General features: G+C 66.6%; 20 protein-coding genes. 6 read left to right on the forward strand and 14 right to left on the reverse strand.

What is annotated here, in order from left to right:
* The first annotated feature begins 27 nt into the window (after nt 1-27).
* The 5 genes from KW836_RS12855 to KW836_RS12875 all read left to right on the forward strand — a co-directional run bounded on the left by KW836_RS12855 (nt 28) and on the right by KW836_RS12875 (nt 8059).
* The gene (locus KW836_RS12855; RefSeq protein WP_218343536.1) at nt 28-1887 is read left to right on the forward strand and encodes a methyl-accepting chemotaxis protein; all 1860 of its coding nucleotides are present in this window, start codon (nt 28-30) and stop codon (nt 1885-1887) included.
* 102 nt (nt 1888-1989) lie between these two features.
* A complete protein-coding gene (locus KW836_RS12860) occupies nt 1990-3861 on the forward strand; it encodes a methyl-accepting chemotaxis protein (RefSeq protein WP_218343537.1) in 1872 nt (623 codons plus the stop codon).
* Nucleotides 3862-3890: 29 nt separating this feature from the next.
* Nucleotides 3891-4358 carry a hypothetical protein gene (locus tag KW836_RS12865; protein WP_175139214.1) on the forward strand — a complete coding sequence of 156 codons (468 nt, stop codon included), beginning with the start codon at nt 3891-3893 and terminating at the stop codon, nt 4356-4358.
* Between the two features lie 137 nt (nt 4359-4495).
* A complete protein-coding gene (locus KW836_RS12870; RefSeq protein WP_191578093.1) occupies nt 4496-6220 on the forward strand; it encodes a methyl-accepting chemotaxis protein in 1725 nt (574 codons plus the stop codon).
* 243 nt (nt 6221-6463) lie between these two features.
* Nucleotides 6464-8059: a PAS domain-containing methyl-accepting chemotaxis protein gene (locus tag KW836_RS12875; RefSeq protein ID WP_218343538.1), complete on the forward strand. Its 1596-nt coding sequence runs from the start codon at nt 6464-6466 to the stop codon at nt 8057-8059.
* 75 nt (nt 8060-8134) lie between these two features.
* On the opposite strand, the gene fliR is transcribed toward KW836_RS12875, so the two are convergent.
* The 13 genes from fliR to fliF form a co-directional block, all read right to left on the reverse strand.
* On the reverse strand, nt 8135-8923 hold the full coding sequence (fliR, locus tag KW836_RS12880; protein ID WP_175126266.1) for a flagellar biosynthetic protein FliR: 789 nt from the start codon (nt 8921-8923) through the stop codon (nt 8135-8137).
* Between the two features lie 34 nt (nt 8924-8957).
* The gene (gene fliQ, locus KW836_RS12885) at nt 8958-9227 is read right to left on the reverse strand and encodes a flagellar biosynthesis protein FliQ (protein ID WP_008163193.1); all 270 of its coding nucleotides are present in this window, start codon (nt 9225-9227) and stop codon (nt 8958-8960) included.
* Between the two features lie 18 nt (nt 9228-9245).
* On the reverse strand, nt 9246-10037 hold the full coding sequence (gene fliP / locus KW836_RS12890) for a flagellar type III secretion system pore protein FliP (protein ID WP_370633024.1): 792 nt from the start codon (nt 10035-10037) through the stop codon (nt 9246-9248).
* Nucleotides 10038-10071: 34 nt separating this feature from the next.
* The gene (gene fliO, locus KW836_RS12895) at nt 10072-10395 is read right to left on the reverse strand and encodes a flagellar biosynthetic protein FliO (protein ID WP_218343539.1); all 324 of its coding nucleotides are present in this window, start codon (nt 10393-10395) and stop codon (nt 10072-10074) included.
* An 11-nt stretch (nt 10396-10406) separates the two neighbouring features.
* On the reverse strand, nt 10407-10952 hold the full coding sequence (gene fliN / locus KW836_RS12900) for a flagellar motor switch protein FliN (protein ID WP_218343540.1): 546 nt from the start codon (nt 10950-10952) through the stop codon (nt 10407-10409).
* The gene (gene fliM, locus KW836_RS12905; protein ID WP_218343541.1) at nt 10945-11952 is read right to left on the reverse strand and encodes a flagellar motor switch protein FliM; all 1008 of its coding nucleotides are present in this window, start codon (nt 11950-11952) and stop codon (nt 10945-10947) included. Before fliM ends, fliN begins: the two co-directional genes overlap by 8 nt.
* A gap of 2 nt (nt 11953-11954) precedes the next feature.
* Complete coding sequence (fliL, locus tag KW836_RS12910; protein WP_175126261.1) at nt 11955-12599, reverse strand: flagellar basal body-associated protein FliL; 645 nt, start codon at nt 12597-12599, stop codon at nt 11955-11957.
* A 169-nt stretch (nt 12600-12768) separates the two neighbouring features.
* A complete protein-coding gene (locus KW836_RS12915) occupies nt 12769-14154 on the reverse strand; it encodes a flagellar hook-length control protein FliK (protein WP_218343543.1) in 1386 nt (461 codons plus the stop codon).
* Nucleotides 14155-14178: 24 nt separating this feature from the next.
* The gene (fliJ, locus tag KW836_RS12920) at nt 14179-14631 is read right to left on the reverse strand and encodes a flagellar export protein FliJ (protein WP_175126259.1); all 453 of its coding nucleotides are present in this window, start codon (nt 14629-14631) and stop codon (nt 14179-14181) included.
* Nucleotides 14624-16051 (reverse strand): flagellar protein export ATPase FliI, encoded by a 1428-nt coding sequence (gene fliI / locus KW836_RS12925; RefSeq protein WP_056318674.1) that lies wholly within the window; start codon nt 16049-16051, stop codon nt 14624-14626. Before fliI ends, fliJ begins: the two co-directional genes overlap by 8 nt.
* An 86-nt stretch (nt 16052-16137) precedes the next feature.
* Nucleotides 16138-16881, reverse strand: coding sequence for a flagellar assembly protein FliH (gene fliH / locus KW836_RS12930; RefSeq protein WP_218343544.1), 744 nt, complete (start codon nt 16879-16881; stop codon nt 16138-16140).
* A complete protein-coding gene (fliG, locus tag KW836_RS12935; RefSeq protein ID WP_175126257.1) occupies nt 16874-17884 on the reverse strand; it encodes a flagellar motor switch protein FliG in 1011 nt (336 codons plus the stop codon). Before fliG ends, fliH begins: the two co-directional genes overlap by 8 nt.
* Complete coding sequence (fliF, locus tag KW836_RS12940) at nt 17874-19550, reverse strand: flagellar basal-body MS-ring/collar protein FliF (protein ID WP_175126256.1); 1677 nt, start codon at nt 19548-19550, stop codon at nt 17874-17876. Before fliF ends, fliG begins: the two co-directional genes overlap by 11 nt.
* Before the next feature lie 331 nt (nt 19551-19881).
* On the opposite strand from fliF, the gene fliE reads away from it, so the two are divergent.
* A complete protein-coding gene (fliE, locus tag KW836_RS12945) occupies nt 19882-20214 on the forward strand; it encodes a flagellar hook-basal body complex protein FliE (protein WP_175126255.1) in 333 nt (110 codons plus the stop codon).
* Nucleotides 20215-20303: 89 nt separating this feature from the next.
* On the opposite strand, the gene KW836_RS12950 is transcribed toward fliE, so the two are convergent.
* Nucleotides 20304-21107 carry a flagellar brake protein gene (locus KW836_RS12950; protein WP_175139215.1) on the reverse strand — a complete coding sequence of 268 codons (804 nt, stop codon included), beginning with the start codon at nt 21105-21107 and terminating at the stop codon, nt 20304-20306.
* Between the last annotated feature and the right edge of the window lie 6 nt (nt 21108-21113).

Below are 21113 nucleotides of genomic sequence, written 5' to 3' on the forward strand. Positions count from 1 at the left end.
TTTCGTTGCTTAACGCTCGGATATTTCATGCTTGGTAATTTAAAAGTTCGCACCTGCATCATCCTGGTGCTGTTGCTCTTCACGGGCGCCATGTTCATTTCGAACGGTGTGGCGTGGATGGGGTTGAATTCCGGCAGCGACAAGCTGGCGCAGGTCAACGAGGCCTATGCCAATCAGGCGACGCAACTGCAGCGTGCCTACAGCACCTTCCTGCGCGGCCGTCTGTTGCTTGCCAATTCGCTGATGGACATGCAGCAGGGCAAGACCGAACAATCGACGTCGCAAGCCAAGCGTGCCGATGCGCTCATGGCTGAAGGCCTCCAGTTGTTCGACGGGTTCCGCAAGGCGCCGCGCATGGCAGGCTCGGAAGATCTTGTGGCCAAGCTGGACGCCGCCTACAAGCAATTCGACGATGTCTACCGCCGCCAGGCCGCCGCGCTGGCGAACCTGGCCATCCAGGACTACCTGGATCTGAACGACGCCGGCGGCGCTGCCAACACCGCGTTCCGCGAGGCCGTCAACAACGTGCTGCAGTTCACGGACACGCGCACCGACGAGCTCATCGCGCAGGCGGAAGCCGATCACAACATTTCGCGCATGGTGACCATTGTGATGCTGGCCATCGCTCTGGTGTTGGCGCTGGGCTGCTGGATCTTCATCAACCGCACCGTGTTGCGTCCGCTGCATGAAGCGGGCGACCACTTCGAGAAGATTTCCGCTGGCGATTTCACCGGCCGTATCGAAGTGCGCAGCACCAACGAAATCGGTCACCTGTTCGGCGCCATCAAGCGCATGCAGGAAAGCCTGACCCGCACGGTGGCCTCGGTGCGCCGTGGCGTGGAAGAAATCAATCTGGGCGCGCGTGAAATTTCCGCGGGCAACACGGACCTGTCCAGCCGCACGGAGCAGCAGGCTGCTTCGCTGGAAGAGACCGCGGCCTCGATGGAAGAGCTGGCCTCGACCGTGAAGCAGAACGCGGACAACGCCCGCCAGGCCAATCAGTTGGCGGCGAGCGCGTCTGACGTGGCCGAGCGCGGTGGTTCGGCCGTGTCGGAAGTGGTCAACACGATGCAGGAGATCTCGGCCAGCTCGCGCAAGATCTCGGAGATCGTGTCTGTCATCGACGGCATTGCGTTCCAGACCAACATTCTGGCGCTGAACGCGGCGGTGGAAGCTGCACGTGCCGGCGAACAGGGCAAGGGCTTTGCCGTGGTGGCAGGCGAAGTGCGCTCGCTGGCGCAGCGCAGCGCCCAGGCCGCCAAGGAAATCAAGGGCCTGATCGAGGACTCGGTCTCCAAGGTCGGCGCGGGTTCGCAGCAGGTCGAACGCGCCGGTTCCACGATGCAGGAAATCGTGTCCTCGGTGAAGCGCGTGACGGACATCATGGGCGAGATCTCGGCGGCGTCGGAGGAGCAATCCAGCGGCATCGATCAGGTGAACCGCGCCGTGTCGCAGATGGACGAAGTGACGCAGCAAAACGCGGCGCTGGTGGAAGAGGCTGCGGCCGCCGCCGGCTCGCTGCAGGAGCAGGCGCAGCGCCTGGCCGAAGCGGTGTCGGTGTTCAAGATCAACGCCGGCGAAGTCATCGAAGTGCCCGCGCGCCAGCTGGCGCAGCAACGCAGCGCGCCGCTGGTGTCCGCGCCCAAGCCCGCGCAAGAAGCTGCCGCCGCGCCCGCCGCGCAGCCCGAGCCCGCCGCCAAGGCCGCGCCCGCGCCCGCACCCCGTCTGACCCAGGTTGCCCGGCCCAAGCCGGCGGGCGCGACCGCCGCGCGCCCGCTGCGCCGGCCGGCCACGCGCGCCGCGGATGCCGCGGACGTTGCCGCGGCGGCGCCCAAGCCCGCCTCGCGCCGTCCGCCACCCTCGGATGACGATTGGGAGTCCTTCTGACGGATCCGTTCCGCCAGTGCATTGAACAGGCAGTAGAGAAAATCCCTTTTACGTGCTGACGGCCAGGAACGCGCCGCCAGCACGATTACCGGAACTACGTAAATGTTTAGCAATCTGAAGGTGCGCACCGGCTTGATGCTGGCCCAATTGGCAGTCGCCTTGGCCGCGCTCGTTGCCATTGTGCTGGGTTGGAACAGCATGCAGTCCAATGCCCGGGCGATCAACACCTTGGATTCCCTTAGCGTCCAGCAGAGCAATCTGATCAAGGACTCGTACACGCAGATGCTGCGCGCCACCGTGCGCGCCGACATCGCCGCCGCTCAGCGCGCCGCAGGCGACGCGAGCGGCGCCGCCGAAAACTCCCGCATCGTTCAGCAACTGATCGCGGACGCCAAGAAGAAGATGGAGACCTTCAAGGCGATTCCGAAGACGACCGAGATCGGCCGGAAGTCCGAAGGCGACCTGCTGTCCGCTTTCAGCGGCTTTGCCGACTCCCTGGAAGGCATGATGGCCGCCCTGGACAAGGGCGACGCCGCGACCTACCTGTCGCTCAAGAACACGAAGGCGGGCGCCGCCAGCGGCCTCTTCTTCAAGCAGCTCACGGACTTTGCCGCCAACATCAACAATTTCAGCGAAGCGTTGGTGAAGTCGTCGCGTGCAGAGGCGTCGACGATGACCTTCGTCTACATCGGCCTGGCCGTGCTGATCCTGGTAGTGTCGCTGGGCGCGTTCCTGTTCATGAATCGGGTCGTGCTGCGTCCGCTGCGCGCCGTGGGCGAAAGCTTCGACAAGATCGCTGCGGGGGACCTGACCGTACGCGTGGACGTCAACTCCACGAACGAAATCGGCGCCCTGATGGCCGCCGTCAAGCGCATGCAGGAAAGCCTGGCGCGCACCGTGTCGGCGGTGCGCCGCGGCGTGGATGAAATCAACGTCGGTTCGCGTGAAATCTCGGCGGGCAACACGGACCTGTCCAGCCGCACCGAAGAGCAGGCCGCTTCGCTGGAAGAGACCGCCGCGTCGATGGAGCAGCTGGCCTCGACCGTGAAGCAGAATGCGGACAATGCGCGCCAGGCCAATCAGCTGGCGGCCAGTGCGTCGGACGTGGCCGAGCGCGGTGGTTCGGCGGTGTCGGAAGTGGTCAACACCATGGAAGGCATTTCGGCCAGCTCGCGCAAGATCTCGGAAATCGTGTCGGTCATCGACGGCATTGCGTTCCAAACCAACATCCTGGCGCTGAACGCCGCGGTGGAAGCCGCACGTGCGGGCGAGCAGGGCAAGGGCTTTGCGGTGGTGGCGGGTGAAGTGCGCTCGCTGGCGCAGCGCAGCGCCCAGGCCGCCAAGGAAATCAAGAGCCTGATCGAGGATTCGGTGTCCAAGGTCGGCGCCGGTTCGCAGCAGGTCGAACGCGCCGGCGCGACGATGCAGGAGATCGTTGCTTCCGTGAAACGCGTGACGGACATCATGGGCGAGATCTCGGCGGCCTCCGACGAGCAGTCCAGCGGCATCGACCAGGTCAACCGCGCCGTCGCGCAGATGGACGAAGTGACGCAGCAGAACGCGGCGCTGGTGGAAGAGGCTGCGGCCGCGGCGGGCTCGCTGCAGGATCAGGCGCAGCGCCTGGCCGAAGCGGTGGCCGTGTTCAAGATCAATGCAGGCGAAGTCATCGAAGTGCCGGCGCGCCAGTTGGCGCAGCAGCATCGGCCGGCTGCCCGCGTTGCCGCACCGGCGCCCGAGCCCGAGGTGGCGCCGCCACCCGCCGCGCCGGCCGCCAAGCCCGCCGCCGCCGTGCGCCTGACACACACCGCCCGCGCCAAGCCGGAACCGGCCGCCGGCGCCTCGGCAACGCGCCCGCCGCGCAAGCCCGCGGCGGCGCGTCCGGCGCCCGCGGCAAAGGACGTTTCGAAGCCCGCGCCAGCACCGGCTGCAAGCCGGCGGCAGGCGCCTTCGGACGACGATTGGGAATCTTTCTGACGCCGGCGCCGCCGGCAAATAGGCAGGGTATGCGAGGTTATCTACATCTTCTGGCAGCGGCCGCGATTGCGGCCCTTGTCGCTGGCTGTGCGGCAACGGGTCACAACTTCGACCCGAGCAAGCTGTCGACCCTGACGCCCGGGCAGACGACCATGGAAGAGGCCGCGCGCGCGCTGACCGCCCCGCCTGCCCAACAATTCAAACAGAGCGACGGCACAGTGCTGGCGCTCTGGTTCCACAAAATCACCTTTGTCACCGACGGCCTGTACAGCCGTAAGGAAGCGCTGCTGCAGTTCGGCCCCGACGGCCGGCTGATGCGGCTCGTCGACAGCACCAATATTCTGCTGGAACCTTGGGAACGCCAGAAGTTGCTGGGGCCTGCCCCCGCGCCTGCCTTGACGCAGGACTGGGCACAACCTGCGATGGAACCCGAGGTGCAAACGATCTACATTCCGGGCCCGGGTGAACCGGCCGGTCTGGCGCCGCAGGGCAAGTAGCCCTGCAGTTCGGCAGAAGACATCGGGCGTCACATGCCCGGTGTTCGTCGCCCTGAGTGCATCCCCTGTGTAACAGGGCATGTCCACAGGGTGGTTTTTCATTTGGTCAGAGCAGTTCCTGAGGGATGGGGAAATAAATGGAAGCGAGTCTCGAATCCGGTGGTAAAGCCGGCAAGGCCGGCAAGAAAAAAGCCGCGCGCGCACCCAAGGTCAAGCGCAAACTGAGGCTGCGCGATGCGCGCGTTGGCACGATGCTGCTGTGGGTGATGGCGTTTTTCGCGTTGCTGATCGCGGCGGTGGGCGGCCTGGCCGCGTACTTCCTGCAGAGCAACTATGAATCGATCCGCGAGGTCAACGCGCTGACGGCGCGGGCCAAGCAGGTCGAAATCATCAACAGCGACATGCTGCGCGCCCGCGTGAGCCTGATGGTGGCCGCGCGCCACCTGCAGGAATCCGGCTGGGGCAGCGGCGAGAACTCCGCGCGTGACGCGGCCGCTTCGCTCAAGGGCGCGACGGACCTGTTGACGGGTGTGCGCAGCCGCTTCGCCGATTTCCAGAAGAACATGCTCGAGGACGACACTGGCCGCCAGTTGTCGATGAACCTTGTGCGCCGCTATCGCTCGTACATCGACGACGGCGTGGACACGATGGTCGAAGCCCTGCGCAGCGAAGACTATTCGACGTTCTACATGGTGAACAACGAATACGGCACGCCTCGCAGCGCCGCCTTCATCGAGGCGATCAGCCAGTTCGACAAGTACATCGCCGACCAGCAGCGTGAAACGATCGAACAGGCCGAGGCCAATTTCAACCTGGCCATGATCGCCGTCGGCATTGCGGTTGCGCTGGCGCTGCTGCTGATGGTGCTTGCCCGCATCCTGTTCGGCCGCCTGGTGGTGCGCCCCTTGGTCGAAGCCGGTCAGCACTTTGACAAGATTGCCGCAGGCGACCTGACGGGCCGCGTGGAAGTGCGTTCGCACAACGAAATCGGCCAGCTGTTCGCCGCGCTCAAGCGCATGCAGGAAAGCCTGACGCGCACCGTGTCGACGGTGCGCCGTGGCGTGGACGAGATCACCGTCGGTTCGCGTGAAATCTCGGCCGGCAACACGGACCTGTCCAGCCGCACGGAAGAGCAGGCCGCGTCGCTCGAAGAGACCGCTGCCTCGATGGAAGAGCTGGCCTCGACCGTCAAGCAGAACGCGGACAACGCCCGCCAGGCCAACCAGCTGGCGGCCAGCGCGTCGGATGTGGCCGAGCGCGGCGGTTCGGCGGTGTCGGAAGTGGTCAACACCATGGAAGGCATTTCGGCCAGCTCGCGCAAGATCTCGGAAATCGTGTCGGTCATTGACGGCATCGCGTTCCAGACCAACATCCTGGCGCTGAACGCCGCGGTGGAAGCCGCACGTGCGGGCGAGCAGGGCAAGGGCTTTGCGGTGGTGGCGGGCGAAGTGCGCTCGCTGGCGCAGCGCAGCGCCCAGGCCGCCAAGGAGATCAAGGGCCTGATCGAGGATTCAGTGTCCAAGGTCGGCGCGGGTTCGCAGCAGGTGCAACGCGCCGGCGCGACGATGCAGGAGATCGTTGCCTCGGTGAAGCGCGTGACCGACATCATGGGTGAGATCTCGGCGGCGTCCGAGGAGCAGTCCAGCGGTATCGACCAGGTCAACCGCGCCGTGTCGCAGATGGACGAAGTGACGCAGCAGAACGCGGCGCTGGTGGAAGAGGCTGCGGCCGCCGCCGGCTCGCTGCAGGAACAGGCGCAGCGCCTGGCCGAAGCGGTTGCCGTGTTCAAGATCAATGCCGGCGAAGTGATTGAAGTGCCGGCGCATCAACTGGGCGGGTATGCCGCGCCGTCGCTGAACTGATCGACGTTATCCCGGGCCGCGCCCGATCCTGCAGATGCGGGATCGGGCGCGGCTTTTTTGTAGGCCAGCGATCCGCGGATGTGCTTGTTTCATATCGGACGGTTATGCGTGCGTTGATGGAAATCATAAGCACGTTAAGTTTTCCGCTTTATGACCGTAAATAATGTCAACGCCTGAATTTTCAGGACGAAAACAGAGTAATCAACGGTGGCCGGGGGATCGGACGCCAGCTGGAGACAAACCATGCGTGTCAATCTACCCGTCACCAATGTGGAAACCAAGCTGCGCGAGGACCAGTACCTGATCTCGCGCACAGACACCAAGGGCCGCATCGTCTACGCCAACCCGGCCTTCGTCGAGGTCAGCGGCTTCACCCGCGAAGAGCTCATCGGCAAGGCGCACAACATCGTGCGCCATCCCGACATGCCGCCGGAGGCCTACGCGGATCTCTGGGAGACCCTGGAAGCCGGGGAATCCTGGCTCGGCGTGGTCAAGAACCGCCGCAAGGATGGCGGCTACTACTGGGTGCTGGCCAATGCCACGCCCATCGTCGAGAACGGCGAAGTCGTGGCCTATTCGTCCGTGCGCGTGCAGCCGTCGGAAGAACAGATCGAGATGGCCGAAGCGCTGTACGCGCGCATGCGCGAGGGCACGGCCAAGGGCGTGCGCATCCTGCACGGCCGGCCCGTGCGCGCCGGCTGGCGCAGCGGCCTGGACCTGCTGGCGTTCCCGTTTCGGCCTGGCGTGCGCAGCCGCATGCTGCGCCACGCCACGCTGTCGTCGGCCATCGTCGGCGCCGCGGGCGCGTATGGCCTGCATGCCAATTGGGCCGGCCTGAGCCCGTTGGGCGCGGCGCTGGGTTGTGGCGCGATCGGGCTGGGCATCGTCGCCATCTACGCGATGGGCTGGAGCCTCTCGCGTTCGCTGCTGGACCCGATGCGAGACGCGGCGAACATGGCACGGCAGGTCGCTGCGGGCAACCTGACCACGCAGATCGTGCCGGAATCGGATGACGAGGTGGGCAGCCTGAAGTTTTCGCTGGAGGTCATGCGCAAGAGCCTGATCGGCATTGCCCAAGACGTCTATCGCGGCATCGAGGGCACGACGCACGCCGCGGTGGACATCGCCCGGGGCAACCAGGAACTGGCCGGGCGCACGGAAGGGCAGGCGGCGTCGCTGCAGCAGACGGCCGCCAGCATGCAGCAACTGACGTCCACCGTGCGCCAGAACGCCGACAATGCGCGGCAGGCCAACGATCTGGCCGCCAGCAGCATGGACGTGGCGCGGCGCGGCGGCGTGGCCGTCGGACAGGTGGTCAACACCATGCACGGCATCTCGGACAGCTCGCGCAAGATCGCCGACATCGTCACCATCATCGAAGGCATCGCCTTCCAGACCAACATCCTGGCGCTGAACGCCGCGGTGGAAGCCGCCCGGGCCGGCGAGTCCGGCAAGGGCTTCGCGGTGGTCGCGGGCGAAGTGCGCAGCCTGGCGCAAAAGAGCGCCCAGGCCGCCAAGGAAGTGAAGACGCTGATCGAGGACTCGGTGGACCGCGTGACCGAAGGCTCGGCGCAGGCGGAGCAGGCTGGCGCGACCATGCAGGAGATCGTGGATGCCGTTCACCGCGTCACGGACATCATCGGCGAGATCTCGCGCGCCTCGCAGGAACAGTCAACCGGCATCGAACAGGTGGATACCGCGGTCTCGCAAATGGACGTGATGACCGTGCAGAACACGGCACTCGTGCAGGAACTGGGCGGCGCGGTGACGCAGCTGGGCAATCAGTCGGGCGCGCTGCGCGAGACCATCCGCGTCTTCCGCGTGGTGGGACAGCACTGATCGAGTTGCGGGCGGAGGGCGGCGGGGCCGGGGCCCGCGGTCACGCCCGATTGCAGGCCTGCTGGCGGCGGGCGGTTACCGCCCAGCCAGCGCATCCACCACACGGCTCATCGCCGTCAGCCCCGATTCGAACAACGACTCCAGGAACGGCCCGGCGTGGGGCAGCACGATCGCCAGGATCGTCACGCCGACGATGAGCGTGACGGGAAAGCCCACCGCAAACACGGAAAGCTGCTGGGCGGCGCGGTTCAGGATGCCCATGGCCAGGTTGATGGTGAGCAGGGCGCAAATCAGCGGCAGCGCCAGCAACAGCCCAGACACGAAGATCGTCTTGCCCCATTCCACGACTGCGCCCCAGCCGTTCTGGTGCAGCTGGATCATCGCGATGGGCAGGGTGTCGAATGACCGCACAAGCGCCGCCAGCACCAGCAGATGCCCATCCAGCGCCAGGAAGGTCAGCATCGCGACGATGTTGAAAATGCGCGACAGCACGGCGGTGTTGGCGCCCGAGCTGGGGTCGAAGAACGAGGCGAACGACAGGCCCATCTGCAGGCCCACGAATTCACCAGCCGTCTGCACCGCTGCGAATACGATGCGCATGGTGAACCCCATGGCGATGCCGATCAGCACCTGCTGCATCACCATCCAGAGGCCGGCGTAGGAACCGGGTGCGACGGGTGGCATGGGATCCAGGGCCGGGCTGATCGCCACGGCCAGGACGAACGACAGTCCCACCTTGACCTTGACGGGGATCAGCGATTCGGAGAAGAGCGGCGCGGTGCCCACGAGCGCGAGAATACGCACGAACGGCCAGAGGAACTGGCCGACCCAGCCGTTCAGCTGCTCGAGCGTAAAAGAGAACATGGCGTCGTAACCCGTGTCCGGCGGCCGGCGCCGCTCAGGACACCAGCATGGGGATCTGGCCGATGAGCTGCCGGATGTAGTCGACCATGACGCCGATCAGCCAGGGGCCCAGCAGCACCAGCACGCCGCACATGGCCAGCAGCTTCGGAATGAACGACAACGTCATTTCGTTGATCTGCGTGGCGGCCTGGAAGATGCTGATGACCAGACCCACGACCAGCGTGACGAGCAGAAGGGGACCGGCCATCGCCAGGACGATCTTCATCGCCTGGTAGGTCATGGTCATGACGGTTTCAGCGGTCATGGCGATCTCCTTGCGGCGTTACTGGTAAAAGCTCTGGGCCAGCGAGCCCATGAGCAGGTTCCAGCCGTCGGCCAGTACGAACAGCATCAGCTTGAAGGGCAGCGCCACGGTGACGGGCGGCACCATCATCATGCCCAGCGCCATCAGGACGCTGGCAACCACCAGGTCGATGATGAGGAAGGGAATGAAGATCGTGAAGCCGATCTGGAAGGCGGTCTTCAGTTCGCTGGTGATGAAGGCCGGCACCAGGATGCGCATCGGCACCTGCGAGGGGTCTTCCAGCGCGGGCTGCTTGGCCAGGTTGGCAAAAAGCGCCAGGTCGTTCTCGCGCGTCTGGTGCAGCATGAAGGTGCGCAGCGGATTCGCGGCGCGTTCGACCGCGGCCTCGAACTGGATCGTGCCTTCGGACAAGGGCTTGTAGGCGTCGGTGTAGATCTTGTCGAACACCGGCGACATCGTATAGAAGGTCAGGAACAGCGCCAGGCCGATCAGCACGTGGTTGGGCGGCGACATGGCCGTGCCCATCGCGCTGCGCAACAGGCCCAGCACGATGATGATGCGCGTGAAGCCCGTCATCATCAGCAGCGCCGCCGGCAGGAACGACAGCGACGTCATCAGCAGCATGGTCTGCATGCTGAGCGAGTAGGTCTGCGAGCCATTCGCGCCCGGCGTGGCCGTCAGCGCGGGCAGCGTGGCCTGCGCCACCACGCCGGCCGGGAAAAAGGCCAGGCCCAGCACCGCGGCGGCGGCCAGCATGGGCAGCGCGCGCTGGGCGGCGCGGGCGGTAGTCGTGCGGGTAGGCAAACTCATGGGTATCGCTTGATTCGCGCCGGGGCGTTGAGCCCTAGCGGCGCTTGAGTGCCTGGCCCAGCTTGGCCGCGAAGGCGGCCGAGGGCAGAGGCGAACCCTCCGGCAACTGGCCGGCGGGCAGGGTATGCAGGGTGGTGAGCTGGTTCGGGCCAACGCCCACCACCAGCCAGGTGTCTTCGATCTCGACGACGACGACGCTTTGGCGCGGACCGACCGGCATGCTGGCAACCTGGCGCAGCACGTTGCCGCCGCCGCGCTGGACCAGTCCGGCGCGCTTGGCAAGCCACGCCGCGGCCAGGATGGCGGCCACCACCAGCACAAGGCCGATGATGACGCGCAGCAGGGCAGGTTCGGTCATGGCGCCAGGGGTCAACGACGGTTGTTCAAGCGGTTGATCCGCTCGGACGGGGTGATGATGTCGGTCAGGCGGATGCCGTACTTTTCTTCGACGACCACGACTTCGCCCTGGGCGATCAGGTAGCCGTTGACGAAGATGTCCATCGGTTCGCCGGCCAGGCCGTCCAGTTCGACCACCGAGCCCTGGCCCAGCTGGAGCAGGTTCTTGATGGTCAGGCGGGTGCGGCCAAGCTCAACCGTCAGCTGGACGGGAACGTCCATGATCAGGTCGATGTCGGTGCCTTGGCCAGACGTGGCGCCGGCCAGCGGCTTGAACACGGACGCGGCGGCAGAGGCCGTGGCGGCCGGCGCCGTGGCCGGGGCAGGAGCGGCGGCGGGCGCCGCGGCAGCGGGCGCAGCGGGCGCGGCAGCCTGTTCGGCCATCGCGGCGGCCCAGTCGTCCTGTGGCTTCAGACCGTCGGCTTGCGTGGGCGGGTTGGCGCGGGATTGTTCGGCGAGCGCGTCGGCCCAGTCGTCGGCCGGGGACGAGCCAGTGCCGGGCTCGTTCTTGTCAGTCATGGTCAGAGGCCTCGTTGGGTTCTGTATCGTGGGTAAACAGGTTTTGTACGCGCAGGGCGTATTGGCCGTTGAAGACGCCGTAGCCGCATTCCATCAGCGGCACGCCGTCGACGTGGGCGATGACGGTTTCAGGCACGTCGACCGGAAGGACGTCGCCGACCTTCAGGGTCATCAGTTCGCGGATCGACGACGGGATGCGGGCAAATTCCGCGACCACGTCGATGTCCGCGCTGCGCACCTGGCGGGAAAGCTGCTGCGACCAGCGCTGATCCACTTCTTCGAGCGTCGTTTCCTGCAGCGGGCGCGTCAGCAGATCGCGCACCGGCTCGATCATGGAGTAGGGCAGGCAGATGTTCAGGTCGCCGCCGGTCGCGCCGAACTCGATGTGGAACGAGGAGACCACCACCACTTCGTTGTTGCCGGTAATGCTGGCGAACTTGGTGTGCATCTCCGAGCGGACGTATTCGAACTCGATCGGGTAGACGGGATCCCAGGACTTGCCGTAGCTTTCCAAGGTCAGGTTGAGCAGGCGCCGGATGATGCGCTGTTCGGTGGTGGTGAAGTCCCGGCCTTCGACGCGCGTGTGGTAGCGGCCATCGCCGCCGAACAGGCTGTCGATGACTAGGAACACCAGGTTCGGGTCGTACGTAAAAAGCGCCGTGCCGCGCAGCGGCTTCATCTGAATCATGTTCAGATTGCTGGGAACCGGCAGGTTGCGTTCGAAGTCCGCGTACTTCTGGATCTTGATCGAGCCGACGGTGATGTCGGCGCTGCGGCGCATGAAGTTCAGCAGCACGTTGCGCATGTTGCGCGCAAACCGCTCGTTGATGAGCTCCAGCGTCTGCATGCGGCGGCGCACGACACGCTCTGGCGAGCTCAGGTCGTAGGCACGCGCACCGCCGTTCTGGCCGTCGGATTCCTTTTTACTATCGCTCTCGCCGGTGACGCCGGCTAGCAGCGCATCGACTTCGTCCTGCGAAAGAAATGCCTCGTAGGCCATGCTTATTGCACCACGAACGCCGTGAACAGCACGTCGGTCACGTACTGGCCGTCAGGCAGGGGCGAGAAGGGGCGGTTCACCGCCTGCTTGATGGCCGTGATCATGTCGGTCTTGCCTTGCTGCGTCTGCACCGCGGTGGGCGATTGCGACGACAGCACCATCAGGATGCGGCTGCGCACTTCGGGCATGTACTTTTCCAGGCGCGTGCGGGTCTGTTCGTCGCTCACGCGCAGGGTCAGGCCGACGTGCATGATGCGTTCCGTGTCCGCGTTCTGCAGCGTGACGGTGAAGGCTTCGATCGGCACGAAGATCGGCGCGGGCACGGCGATCGGGGTGGCAGACGGCGCGACGAAGGTCGTCGGCGTGGCCTGCGGGCCTTGGCCGGGCTGGCCTTGCACGCCGCCGGCCTGGCCGGGCTGACCCGGCTGGCCGGGTTGGCCGCCAGGCACCTGGCCCACGCCAAGCTGCACCGGAGCGCCGCCTTGCGGTTGCTGCAGACGCTGCGTGATGAACCAGGTCGCGCCGGCGCTGGCCGCGGCAACCAGCAGCAGCACCAGGATCGCCAGCAGCGGCCGAAGGATGCGGCCAATGCCGCCGGAGGACTTCGCGTCGCGCGCTGGCGCGGGAATGGGTTTGATTGTCGCCATCTGGAGTTCGATGCGTGTTTGCCGCTGGTGAAAACGGATTCTTAGTGGATGAAAGCATTCTGCCCGAATTCATGCCGCCGCTTGGAGGCGAAAAACAGGGCGAAAGCCGCGTATCTCAAGCTATTGCTGCACTGCCCGCATCCGTTGCCGGACACGGGCCGCCGGATCATTACGCGAACGTGTCGACCAATGCGTTGGCGTTGCGCGACGCCGTCACTGCGGGCTGCGCGGCATCTGCCCCGCTGTCCGCCACGGCGACGCCGCCGCCTTGCTGACGCTGCGAGCCATTGCCGTTCTGTTGCGCGAATTCCTGCTGCGCGGCTTGTTCACCGACGCTGGTCTGGCCCAGCGAGATGCCGGCCTGGGCAAGCGCCTGCTGCAACTGCGGAATGGCGACTTCGATCGCCTGGCGTACCGACGCATGCGCCGACACGAACGAGGCGCTAGCCACGCCGTCCGCCAGGTTCAGGCTGACGCGCAGCGGACCGAGGTCCGGCGGATCCAGCCGCAGTTCGGCGGTCTGCATGCCCTGGCGCACGTTGTTGCTCATCATGACCATCTGCTGGCCAAGTTCGGTGCCCCAGTGCGTGGCGCCGACCGGCGTGGCCACTTGCATGACGACGGGAACGATGGGCTGCGCGATGGCGGCCTGGTTGACGACCGGCAGCGCCTGGCGTTGCGTGGCGGCGGCCAGCGCGTGGGCCAGCGCTTCCTGCGGATTGGCGCCATGCTGCGGCGCCTGGAATTGCGGGGCCGAGCCGGCCAGCAGGTCGGGCTGCTCTTCGTCGGCAACGTGGGCGGGCAGCGCCGGAGCGGCTTCCTTCTGGTCGGCGGGCACGTCGCGCGCGACGCGCGGCAGCGGCAGGGCCAGGGCGGCCTTCGGGGCGTCGGCCTTGACCGTTGCCTTGGCGTCGACGGGCGCCTGGGCAACCGGCGCGGAGCCCGGCTTGACGGCGGCAGTGACGACCGGCAGCGCGGCTTGCGCTTCGCGGGCGATCTGCGCGGCGGCAGCCTGCGCTTGACCGGCGGTCGCGGCTGCCGGTGTCTGCTGAGCGGCCTGCGGCACCAGCGTGTCGGCGGCGTTCAGCGCGGCCGTCAGCACGGCGGCGCCCTGATTCATGGCGGTGGCGGTGGCAGCGGCATTGCCGCGCGCGAGCTGCACCTGCTCGGCGGCCTGGGCCGCAATCTCCAGTGCCTGTTGCGGCAGGTCAGAGGCGGCCACCGGCTGCTGCGCGGCGACGGCGAGCGCGCCGGCTTCGGCCTGGGCGGCGGTCTGCACCGCATCATTGATGGCGCCGGCGGCTGCGCCTTCGGCCGTGCTGGCCGGATCGCTGGCTTTGCCGTCCTTGGACGGCGTCTTGCTGTTGCCATTCGCGGGACGTGCGTCGGCGGACTGGCTGGGCTGCTGCTGCGCCGGACGCTTTTGCGCCAGCACGTCCGAAAACGAGGGGCCTTTATCTTTCTTGTCCGCGGCAGCCGGTTTGGCGCCGAGCGCGCCGTTGGGCGACGTCGGGGCGGCCGGTGCGAGCAAGGTCAAGGGCAGGGGAGCGGTCATCTGGGGCTTCCTGTGAGGAACTGCTTAATGCATGCCGCTGGCCTGGCGCTGGACCAGGCGGGCGGAGTATTCGTCGTTGGCGCGCTGTTCGCGGCGCGATTCCACGAGGGCCTGGGCGCGCTGCTCGCGCTGCGCCAGGGCATCGTAGGAGTTGAGCTTGCGCTTTTCCTGCTGCCAGTAGAGCTGGCCCTTGGACAGGTTTTCCTCGGCCTGGCGCAACACGCCTTGCTGCTGGCCGATCGCGTCGTCCAGCGTGCCGATGAAGCGCTGATAGTTGTGGCAGTCGCTGGCCGCCATGCCGCTCGTCATCGCCGTCTGAAGGCGCTCGAGGTAGTCCTGGCGGTAGTCGTGCAGCATGGAAAGCTGGCGCTGCGCATTGCTGCGTTCGGCGGTCAGCCGGCCCAGCAGGCGCGCGGCTTCGTCCGTGCTCTCCTTGGCCAGGTTGATCAGCATGTCCAGAGGCAGTTGGCTAGGCATAGGTGTCCCGTGATTCGAAACTGGCTCGCAATTGATTGACGGCGTCTTCGTAGCCGACGTTCTCGCCGATGTCCTGCTGCAGGAAGGCTTCCAGGCGCGGGTAGCGCGCGATGGCGTCGTCCAGCTGCGGGTCGTTGCCGGCGGCGTAGGCGCCGACGGCGATGAGGTCGCGATTGCGCTGGTAGCGCGACAGGCTTTGCTTGAAGCGGCGCACGATCGAGAACTGCTGCGGCGTGATGAGCGAAGTCATTGCCCGCGAGATCGACGCTTCGATGTCGATGGCGGGGTAGTGACCCGATTCGGCCAGGTGCCGCGACAGCACGACGTGACCGTCCAGAATGGCGCGCGCCGAGTCGGCGATCGGGTCCTGCTGGTCGTCGCCTTCGGCCAGCACGGTATAGAACGCCGTGATGGACCCGGCCTTGCCGGACGGACCGGGCGCGCCCATGCCCGCGCGTTCCACCAGCGTGGGCAGCTTGGCAAACACCGACGGCGGATAGCCTTTGGTGGCGGGCGGTTCGCCGATGGCCAGCGCGATTTCCCGTTGCGCCATTGCGTAGCGGGTCAGCGAGTCCATGATCAGCAGCACGTCCAGGCCCTGGTCGCGGAAATGCTCGGCCAGGCGCGTCGCATAGGCGGCGCCCTGCAGGCGCAGCAGCGCCGACACGTCAGCTGGTGCTGCCACCACGACCGAGCGCGCCAGGCCTTCGGGACCCAGGTTGTGCTCGATGAATTCCTTGACTTCGCGGCCCCGCTCGCCGATCAGTCCGACGACGATGACGTCGGCCTTGGTGTAGCGGGCCATCATGCCCAGCAGCACCGATTTACCCACGCCGGACCCTGCGAACAAACCCATGCGCTGGCCGCGGCCGACGGTCAGCAGACCGTTGATGGCGCGCACGCCGGTGTCCAGCACCGTATCGATGGGAGCGCGCGACAGCGGGTTGATCGGTTGGGCAGACAGGGGCGCCAGTTCGGCGCCAGTCAGCGGACCCAGGCCGTCGAGCGGACGGCCCGCGCCGTCCAGCACGCGGCCGAGCAGGGCGTTGCCGACCGGCAGATGGCGGCCAAGTTGCGGCTTGGCGTTGCCGTTCAGTTCGGCCTTGCGCGGCAGCGGAATCTGGCGCTGCACGGGCGGTTCGCCGGGCACGACGCGTGCGCCGGGCGGCAGGCCGGAAATATCGGCCTGCGGCATCAGGTACAGCGTGTGGCCGTCAAAGCCCACGACTTCGGCGTCGGCCCAATGGTCGTGGCCGCGCGCGATCTCGATGCGGGCGGCGGCGCCGACGGGCAGGCGCAGGCCGGTGGCGTGCAGCACCAGGCCCGTGGCCCGCGTGATCTTGCCGCTGACCAGCCACGGATCGGTGGACGCCGCGCGGATCGAGCCGATCTCAAGCTGCGTCTGCCAGCGGTCGAGCACGGGCGCGGTCGGCTTGGCCGCCGCGGAAGCGGCTGCGGCGCCCGCGAGGGGCGCCTGGCCGGATTGCTCGGAGGCCGGATTGCCGTTCACACCGGCTCCTCCCAGGTTGCGTTGCGGCCGAGCGAGGCGGCCACGCGGCGCCAGCGGGTCTGCAGGGTGGCGTCGATGTCGCCGAAAGGCGTCTCGGCGCGGCAGCCGCCGCGCAGGATGGATTCATCGGCCAGCACGCGCCAATGGCCTTCTTTCAGTTCGTCGGCCAGGTGCAGGCGGATCAGTTCGATATCCTCCGGATTGGCCCACAGGCGCATCTGGCCGCCGGCCGTCGGATTGATGTGCAGAACGTCGCGAACCGCGTTCACCACTGTCTCGGGCTGTTCCGCGAGGGTGGTGCGGACCACTTGCTGGGCGATGTCCAGGGCCAGCGTCAAGAGGCTCTGGCCCATCTTTTCTTCCAGCGCGCCAATCGACACCGCGCAGGCTTCGACCAGCGTGTGCAGGCGTTGCGCTTCGGCGGCGCCCTGTTCGCGGCCCTGGGCCAGGCCTTCCGCATGACCGGCTTCGCGGCCGGCGGCAAGGCCGGCCTCGTAGCCCGCCTGCTGGCCGGCTTCCATGCCCGCGGCGTGACCGCGCCCCAAGCCTTCTTCGTGACCTTCCGCGATGGCCTGGGCGCGCAACTGCGCCATCACCACGGCAGGATCGGGACCCGGATCGGGTTCGGGCTCGGGTTCGACTTCGACGGGCGCCGGCTCGTCGAACGACAGCATCTGCCAGCGACGCCAGGCGGCGCTGCGCGAGATGAGCGTCGCCGCGCCGTTGTCCGCTTCAGACATACGCGTCGTCTCCGGAATTGCCCAGCACGATCTGGCCGCTTTCCGCCAGGCGGCGCGCGATCTGCAGGATCTTCTTCTGTTCGGTCTCGACCTTCGACATGCGGATCGGGCCCTGGGCTTCCAGGTCCTCGCGCAGCATTTCGGCCGCACGGCTGGACATGTTGCGCAGGAACTTGGCGCGCAGCTCTTCCTGGGCGCCCTTGAGCGCGACCATGAGCGTGTCGTTGTCGATTTCCTTGAGGATGAGCTGGATGGCGCGGTCCTCGACGTCGAGCAGGTTGTCGAAGACGAACATCTCGTCGATGATCTTCTGCGCCAGGTCGTTGTCGCGTTCGCGCAGGCTGGCGACCACGGTCTCTTCCTGCGTCGAGTTCATCATGTTCAGGATTTCGGCCGCGGTGCGCACGCCGCCCATCTTGCTGCGCTTGGCGCCCTGGCCGGCCAGCACGGAATTCAGCACTTCCGTCAGCTCGGATAGCGCCGCCGGCTGCACGCCGCCGAACGTGGCGATACGCAGCATCACGTCGTTGCGCAGGCGGTCGGTCAGCAGGGCCAGCACGCCGGCCGCGCGGTCGCGCTCCAGGTGAACCAGGATGGTCGCGATGATCTGCGGGTGCTCGTCGCCGATCAGTTCGGCCACGGTGTTCGGATCCAGCCAGTTCAGCGCATCGATGCCGCTGCCGCCGTCGCCGGCTTCCAGAATGTCTTCGATCAGGCCGGCGGCGCGATCGCTGCCCAGCGCCTTGGTCAGCACGCTGCGGATGTAGTCGTCCGAGCCCAGCGTCACGGCCATGAACTGGTCGGCTTCCAGGCGGAACTCCTCCAGCACGACGGCGACGTCGTTGCGCGTGACCTGTTTCAGGCTGGCCATCGCGGCGCCGACCTGCTGGACTTCTCGGGCGCTCAGGTACTTGAACACTTCAGCCGCGGCGTCTTCGCCCAGCGACATCATCAGGACGGCGCTGCGCGTCATGCCGTCCATCGGCAGGGAATCATTTTTCATCTTTGGTCATCCAGGTGCGCAGGACCATCGCGACAGCGCGCGGATCCTTGTTGGCCATGGTGCGTGCGCGCTCAAGGTTGTCCTGATAGCGGTCGGTTTCCTTGGCGCGGGCCAGGTCCTGCGCTTCGCGGGCGGCTTCGGCGCGCTCGGCTTCGGCCTGCTCCGGATCCACCGGCGGGTACAGGTACTCTGTGACCGAGCGGCGAATCTTGCGGTACAGCCACAGGGCCAGGACGCCACCGACCAGCCAGAGCAGGATCGTCTTGAACAGCGAGATCATTTCCGGATCGCGCCACATCGGCAGCGGCGGCGGGCCGTCGTTGAACTGGCTGTTGACCAGGTTGAGCGAGTCGCCGCGGCCTTCGGAATAGCCCATGGCTTCGCGCACCAGGTTGGTCAGCTTGTTCAGTTCCTCGGGCGGCAGGGCCTGCAGTTCGCCGTCCTTGTCGCGCACGTAGTTCACGACCACGGCCACCGACATGCGCTTGAGGTTGCCCGTCGGCTGCTTGATGTGGCTGATGGTGCGGTCGACTTCGTAGTTCGTCGTCGCGTCACGGCGTTCGTTCAGGTTGGCGGCGGCAGCCTGGGTGCCGGTCTGCTGCTGTTGTTGTTGCTGCTGCTGCGCGTTGGCCTGCGGCGGCTGGCCGGGACGCGGCGGCTGTTGCTGCGGCGGATTGGCGATGGGCGCCTGCGCGTTGGCGGGGGCCTGGTTCGACAGCGCGCCGGGCACGCCCTGAGCGGGGCCGACGCCGCGCTGCGTGGAATCGCTGGTCTGCTGGCTGCGCACGGCGGCCTGGCCAGGTTCCTGGTTGGGACGATAGACCTCGGACGTTTCCTCGCGGCGCGAGAAGTCGACGTCTGCCGTGGCCTGGGCGTGCACGTTGCCGGGGCCGACCAGGGGATTCAGGATGGTGAGGATGCGTTCGACGGTACGCTGCTCGATCTCGCGCACGAAGCGAAGCTGATCGGCGTCCATGCCGCGGCCTTCACCCAACGGGGAGGACAGCAGGCGGCCGTTCTGGTCGACGATGGACACGCTTTCGGCGGTCAGTTCCGGCACGCTGGAAGCCACCAGCCACGAGATCGCGGAGACCTGGGCGTCGCTCAGGCTGCGGCCCGGGTACAGGTTCAGCAGCACGGAGGCGGTGGGCGCCTGGCGCTCGCGCACGAACAGCGACTGGCGCGGCATGGCCAGGTGGACGCGGGCGTGCTGCACGGTGTGCATGGCTTCGATCGAACGGGCCAGCTCGCCCTCCAGACCGCGCTGGTAGTTGATCTGTTCGGCAAACTGGCTGGCGCCGAAGCGGGCGTTGTCCATCAGCTCGAAGCCGACGGAACCGCCGCGCGGCAGGCCTTGCGACGCAAGCTGCAGCCGGGCGTCATAGACGCGGTCGGCCGGCACGAGCAGCGCAGTGCCGTTTTCGTTGTAGCGGTAGGGCACGTTCATCGAGCCCAGGGCGGTCACGATGGCGCCGCCATCGCGGTCGTCCAGGTTCGAGAACAGCACCTTGTATTTCGGTTCGCTGCTCCACATAGCCACGGCGACGATCACCGCGACGAGGGCTGCGGCGGCGCCGATCAGGACGGGCTTGGGAAGCGCACGGACCCGTTCCAGCACGGGGAACTTGGCCAGAAGCGACGAGCTCAGGGTAGCCTGCTGATTCATTGACGGCTCCCGCTGGCTTCGCGGAGCAGGGAAAATGACTTCATGTCTGGGTAGGGCCGATTACACATGCAACGTGCTTCTGGTCTGGGGAGAGCGTGGATTATTGCCCCTGAGACAGCAATCCCAATCGATGAAAACAGCCGTTTTTTGGCGTTACTTAAGCCCTATGTCGATGACGAGGCGCAAAGCGGGGCCGTATCCCCGGCAAGGGGTGTCCGCATTCGTTGAAATGTCGGGTTTTTTGGCGGTTCTTGTCGGCTATGGACCGGTCCGATCGGCGTTACGCTGCGTGTGCACTTTGGCGTAATCCCCCACCAGCAAGGAATAGGTAATGGCTGTATCAGGCTTGTCCGGCATCGAAGGCATGCTCCAGCAGATGCGCGCGGTCGTGAGCAAGGCGGAGACCGGTAATCTGGGCGCCGGCGACGCCGTGGCGCAACCCGACGGTTTTGCCGCGGAACTGCAGCGCTCCATCCGTCGCGTGACCGCCGCGCAGAACGCGGCCAGCAATCAGGCCAAGGCCTTCGAGCTGGGCGCTCCCGATATTTCCTTGAACGACGTCATGATCGACCTGCAGAAGGCGAGCCTCGGCTTCCAGACGGCGGTCCAGGTGCGCAACAAGCTGGTGGCGGCCTACAAGGAAATCTCGTCGATGGCCGTGTAAGACCCACGACTTGTACAAAGGCCTTCCCGCGGGAAGGCCTTTTGCGTTTCAGTCGCGTCCTTTGGGTTGCGCCTTCCGGCAGCGCGCCGTCAGTTGCGCTGCGCGCCTTTCTCCAGGCGCCACACCACTTGCTGCAGCCAGTTCTCCTGGCGCGCGTTCAGGTTCATGAACAGCGCGCCCACATGGCTGACCGGCGGCTCGCCCGTCAGCGACACGTGCTTGGGCGCTTCGCCGTCGCTGCTGCCTTCGGCCGAGGCCATCGGCTGCCCCGATACCGGATAGATGTTGCGCACTTCCAGGTCGGCGCTCAGTTTGCCGAGTTCGCCGAAATCCAGCTCAACGTCTTCCATCACCGCGCCGCGCTCGGGCAGTTCGCCCACCGCCAGGCCCACGCGCAAGCCCACGCCGTCCACCGAGATGTCGCGCACGGTAAAGCCCACGGGCTTGTCCGCGGGCGCCGGTTGCCACGTGGCCAGACAGCGGCTGGCGCTGGAGATCATCGAGGCGCGGAACATCTTGCGGCGCTGGATGCGGGCAAGACGATCGGGAAAGGGCGACATCAGCGCCGCGCTGCCGTCATCGAAATGGATGACTTCGGGGCGCTGGATGCGGAAGCGGATCTGCACGCCGCCATAGGCAGTGGCATTGAAGTGGAAGGTCGTGCCGCTGAGCAGCCCCATGCTGTCGGACTGTTCAAAGTCCGCGCCGTCGTAGTCGCGCGGCCGCCAGAAGAACTGGCGGGTCTGCTTGTCGGCCCCCAGGATCAGCACGGCGATCTCCCGGTCCGCGGCGTCGCGCACCAGGATGTGGCTGTCGGGGTGCGTCAGCTCGAAGAGCGCTGAGCGCATGTCTTCCGGCCGGGTCAGCAGGAATTCCGGATCGGCGGCATCCAACACGGT

Source organism: Achromobacter sp. ACM05 (assembly GCF_019218915.1).
Classification (GTDB): domain Bacteria; phylum Pseudomonadota; class Gammaproteobacteria; order Burkholderiales; family Burkholderiaceae_B; genus Achromobacter; species Achromobacter animicus.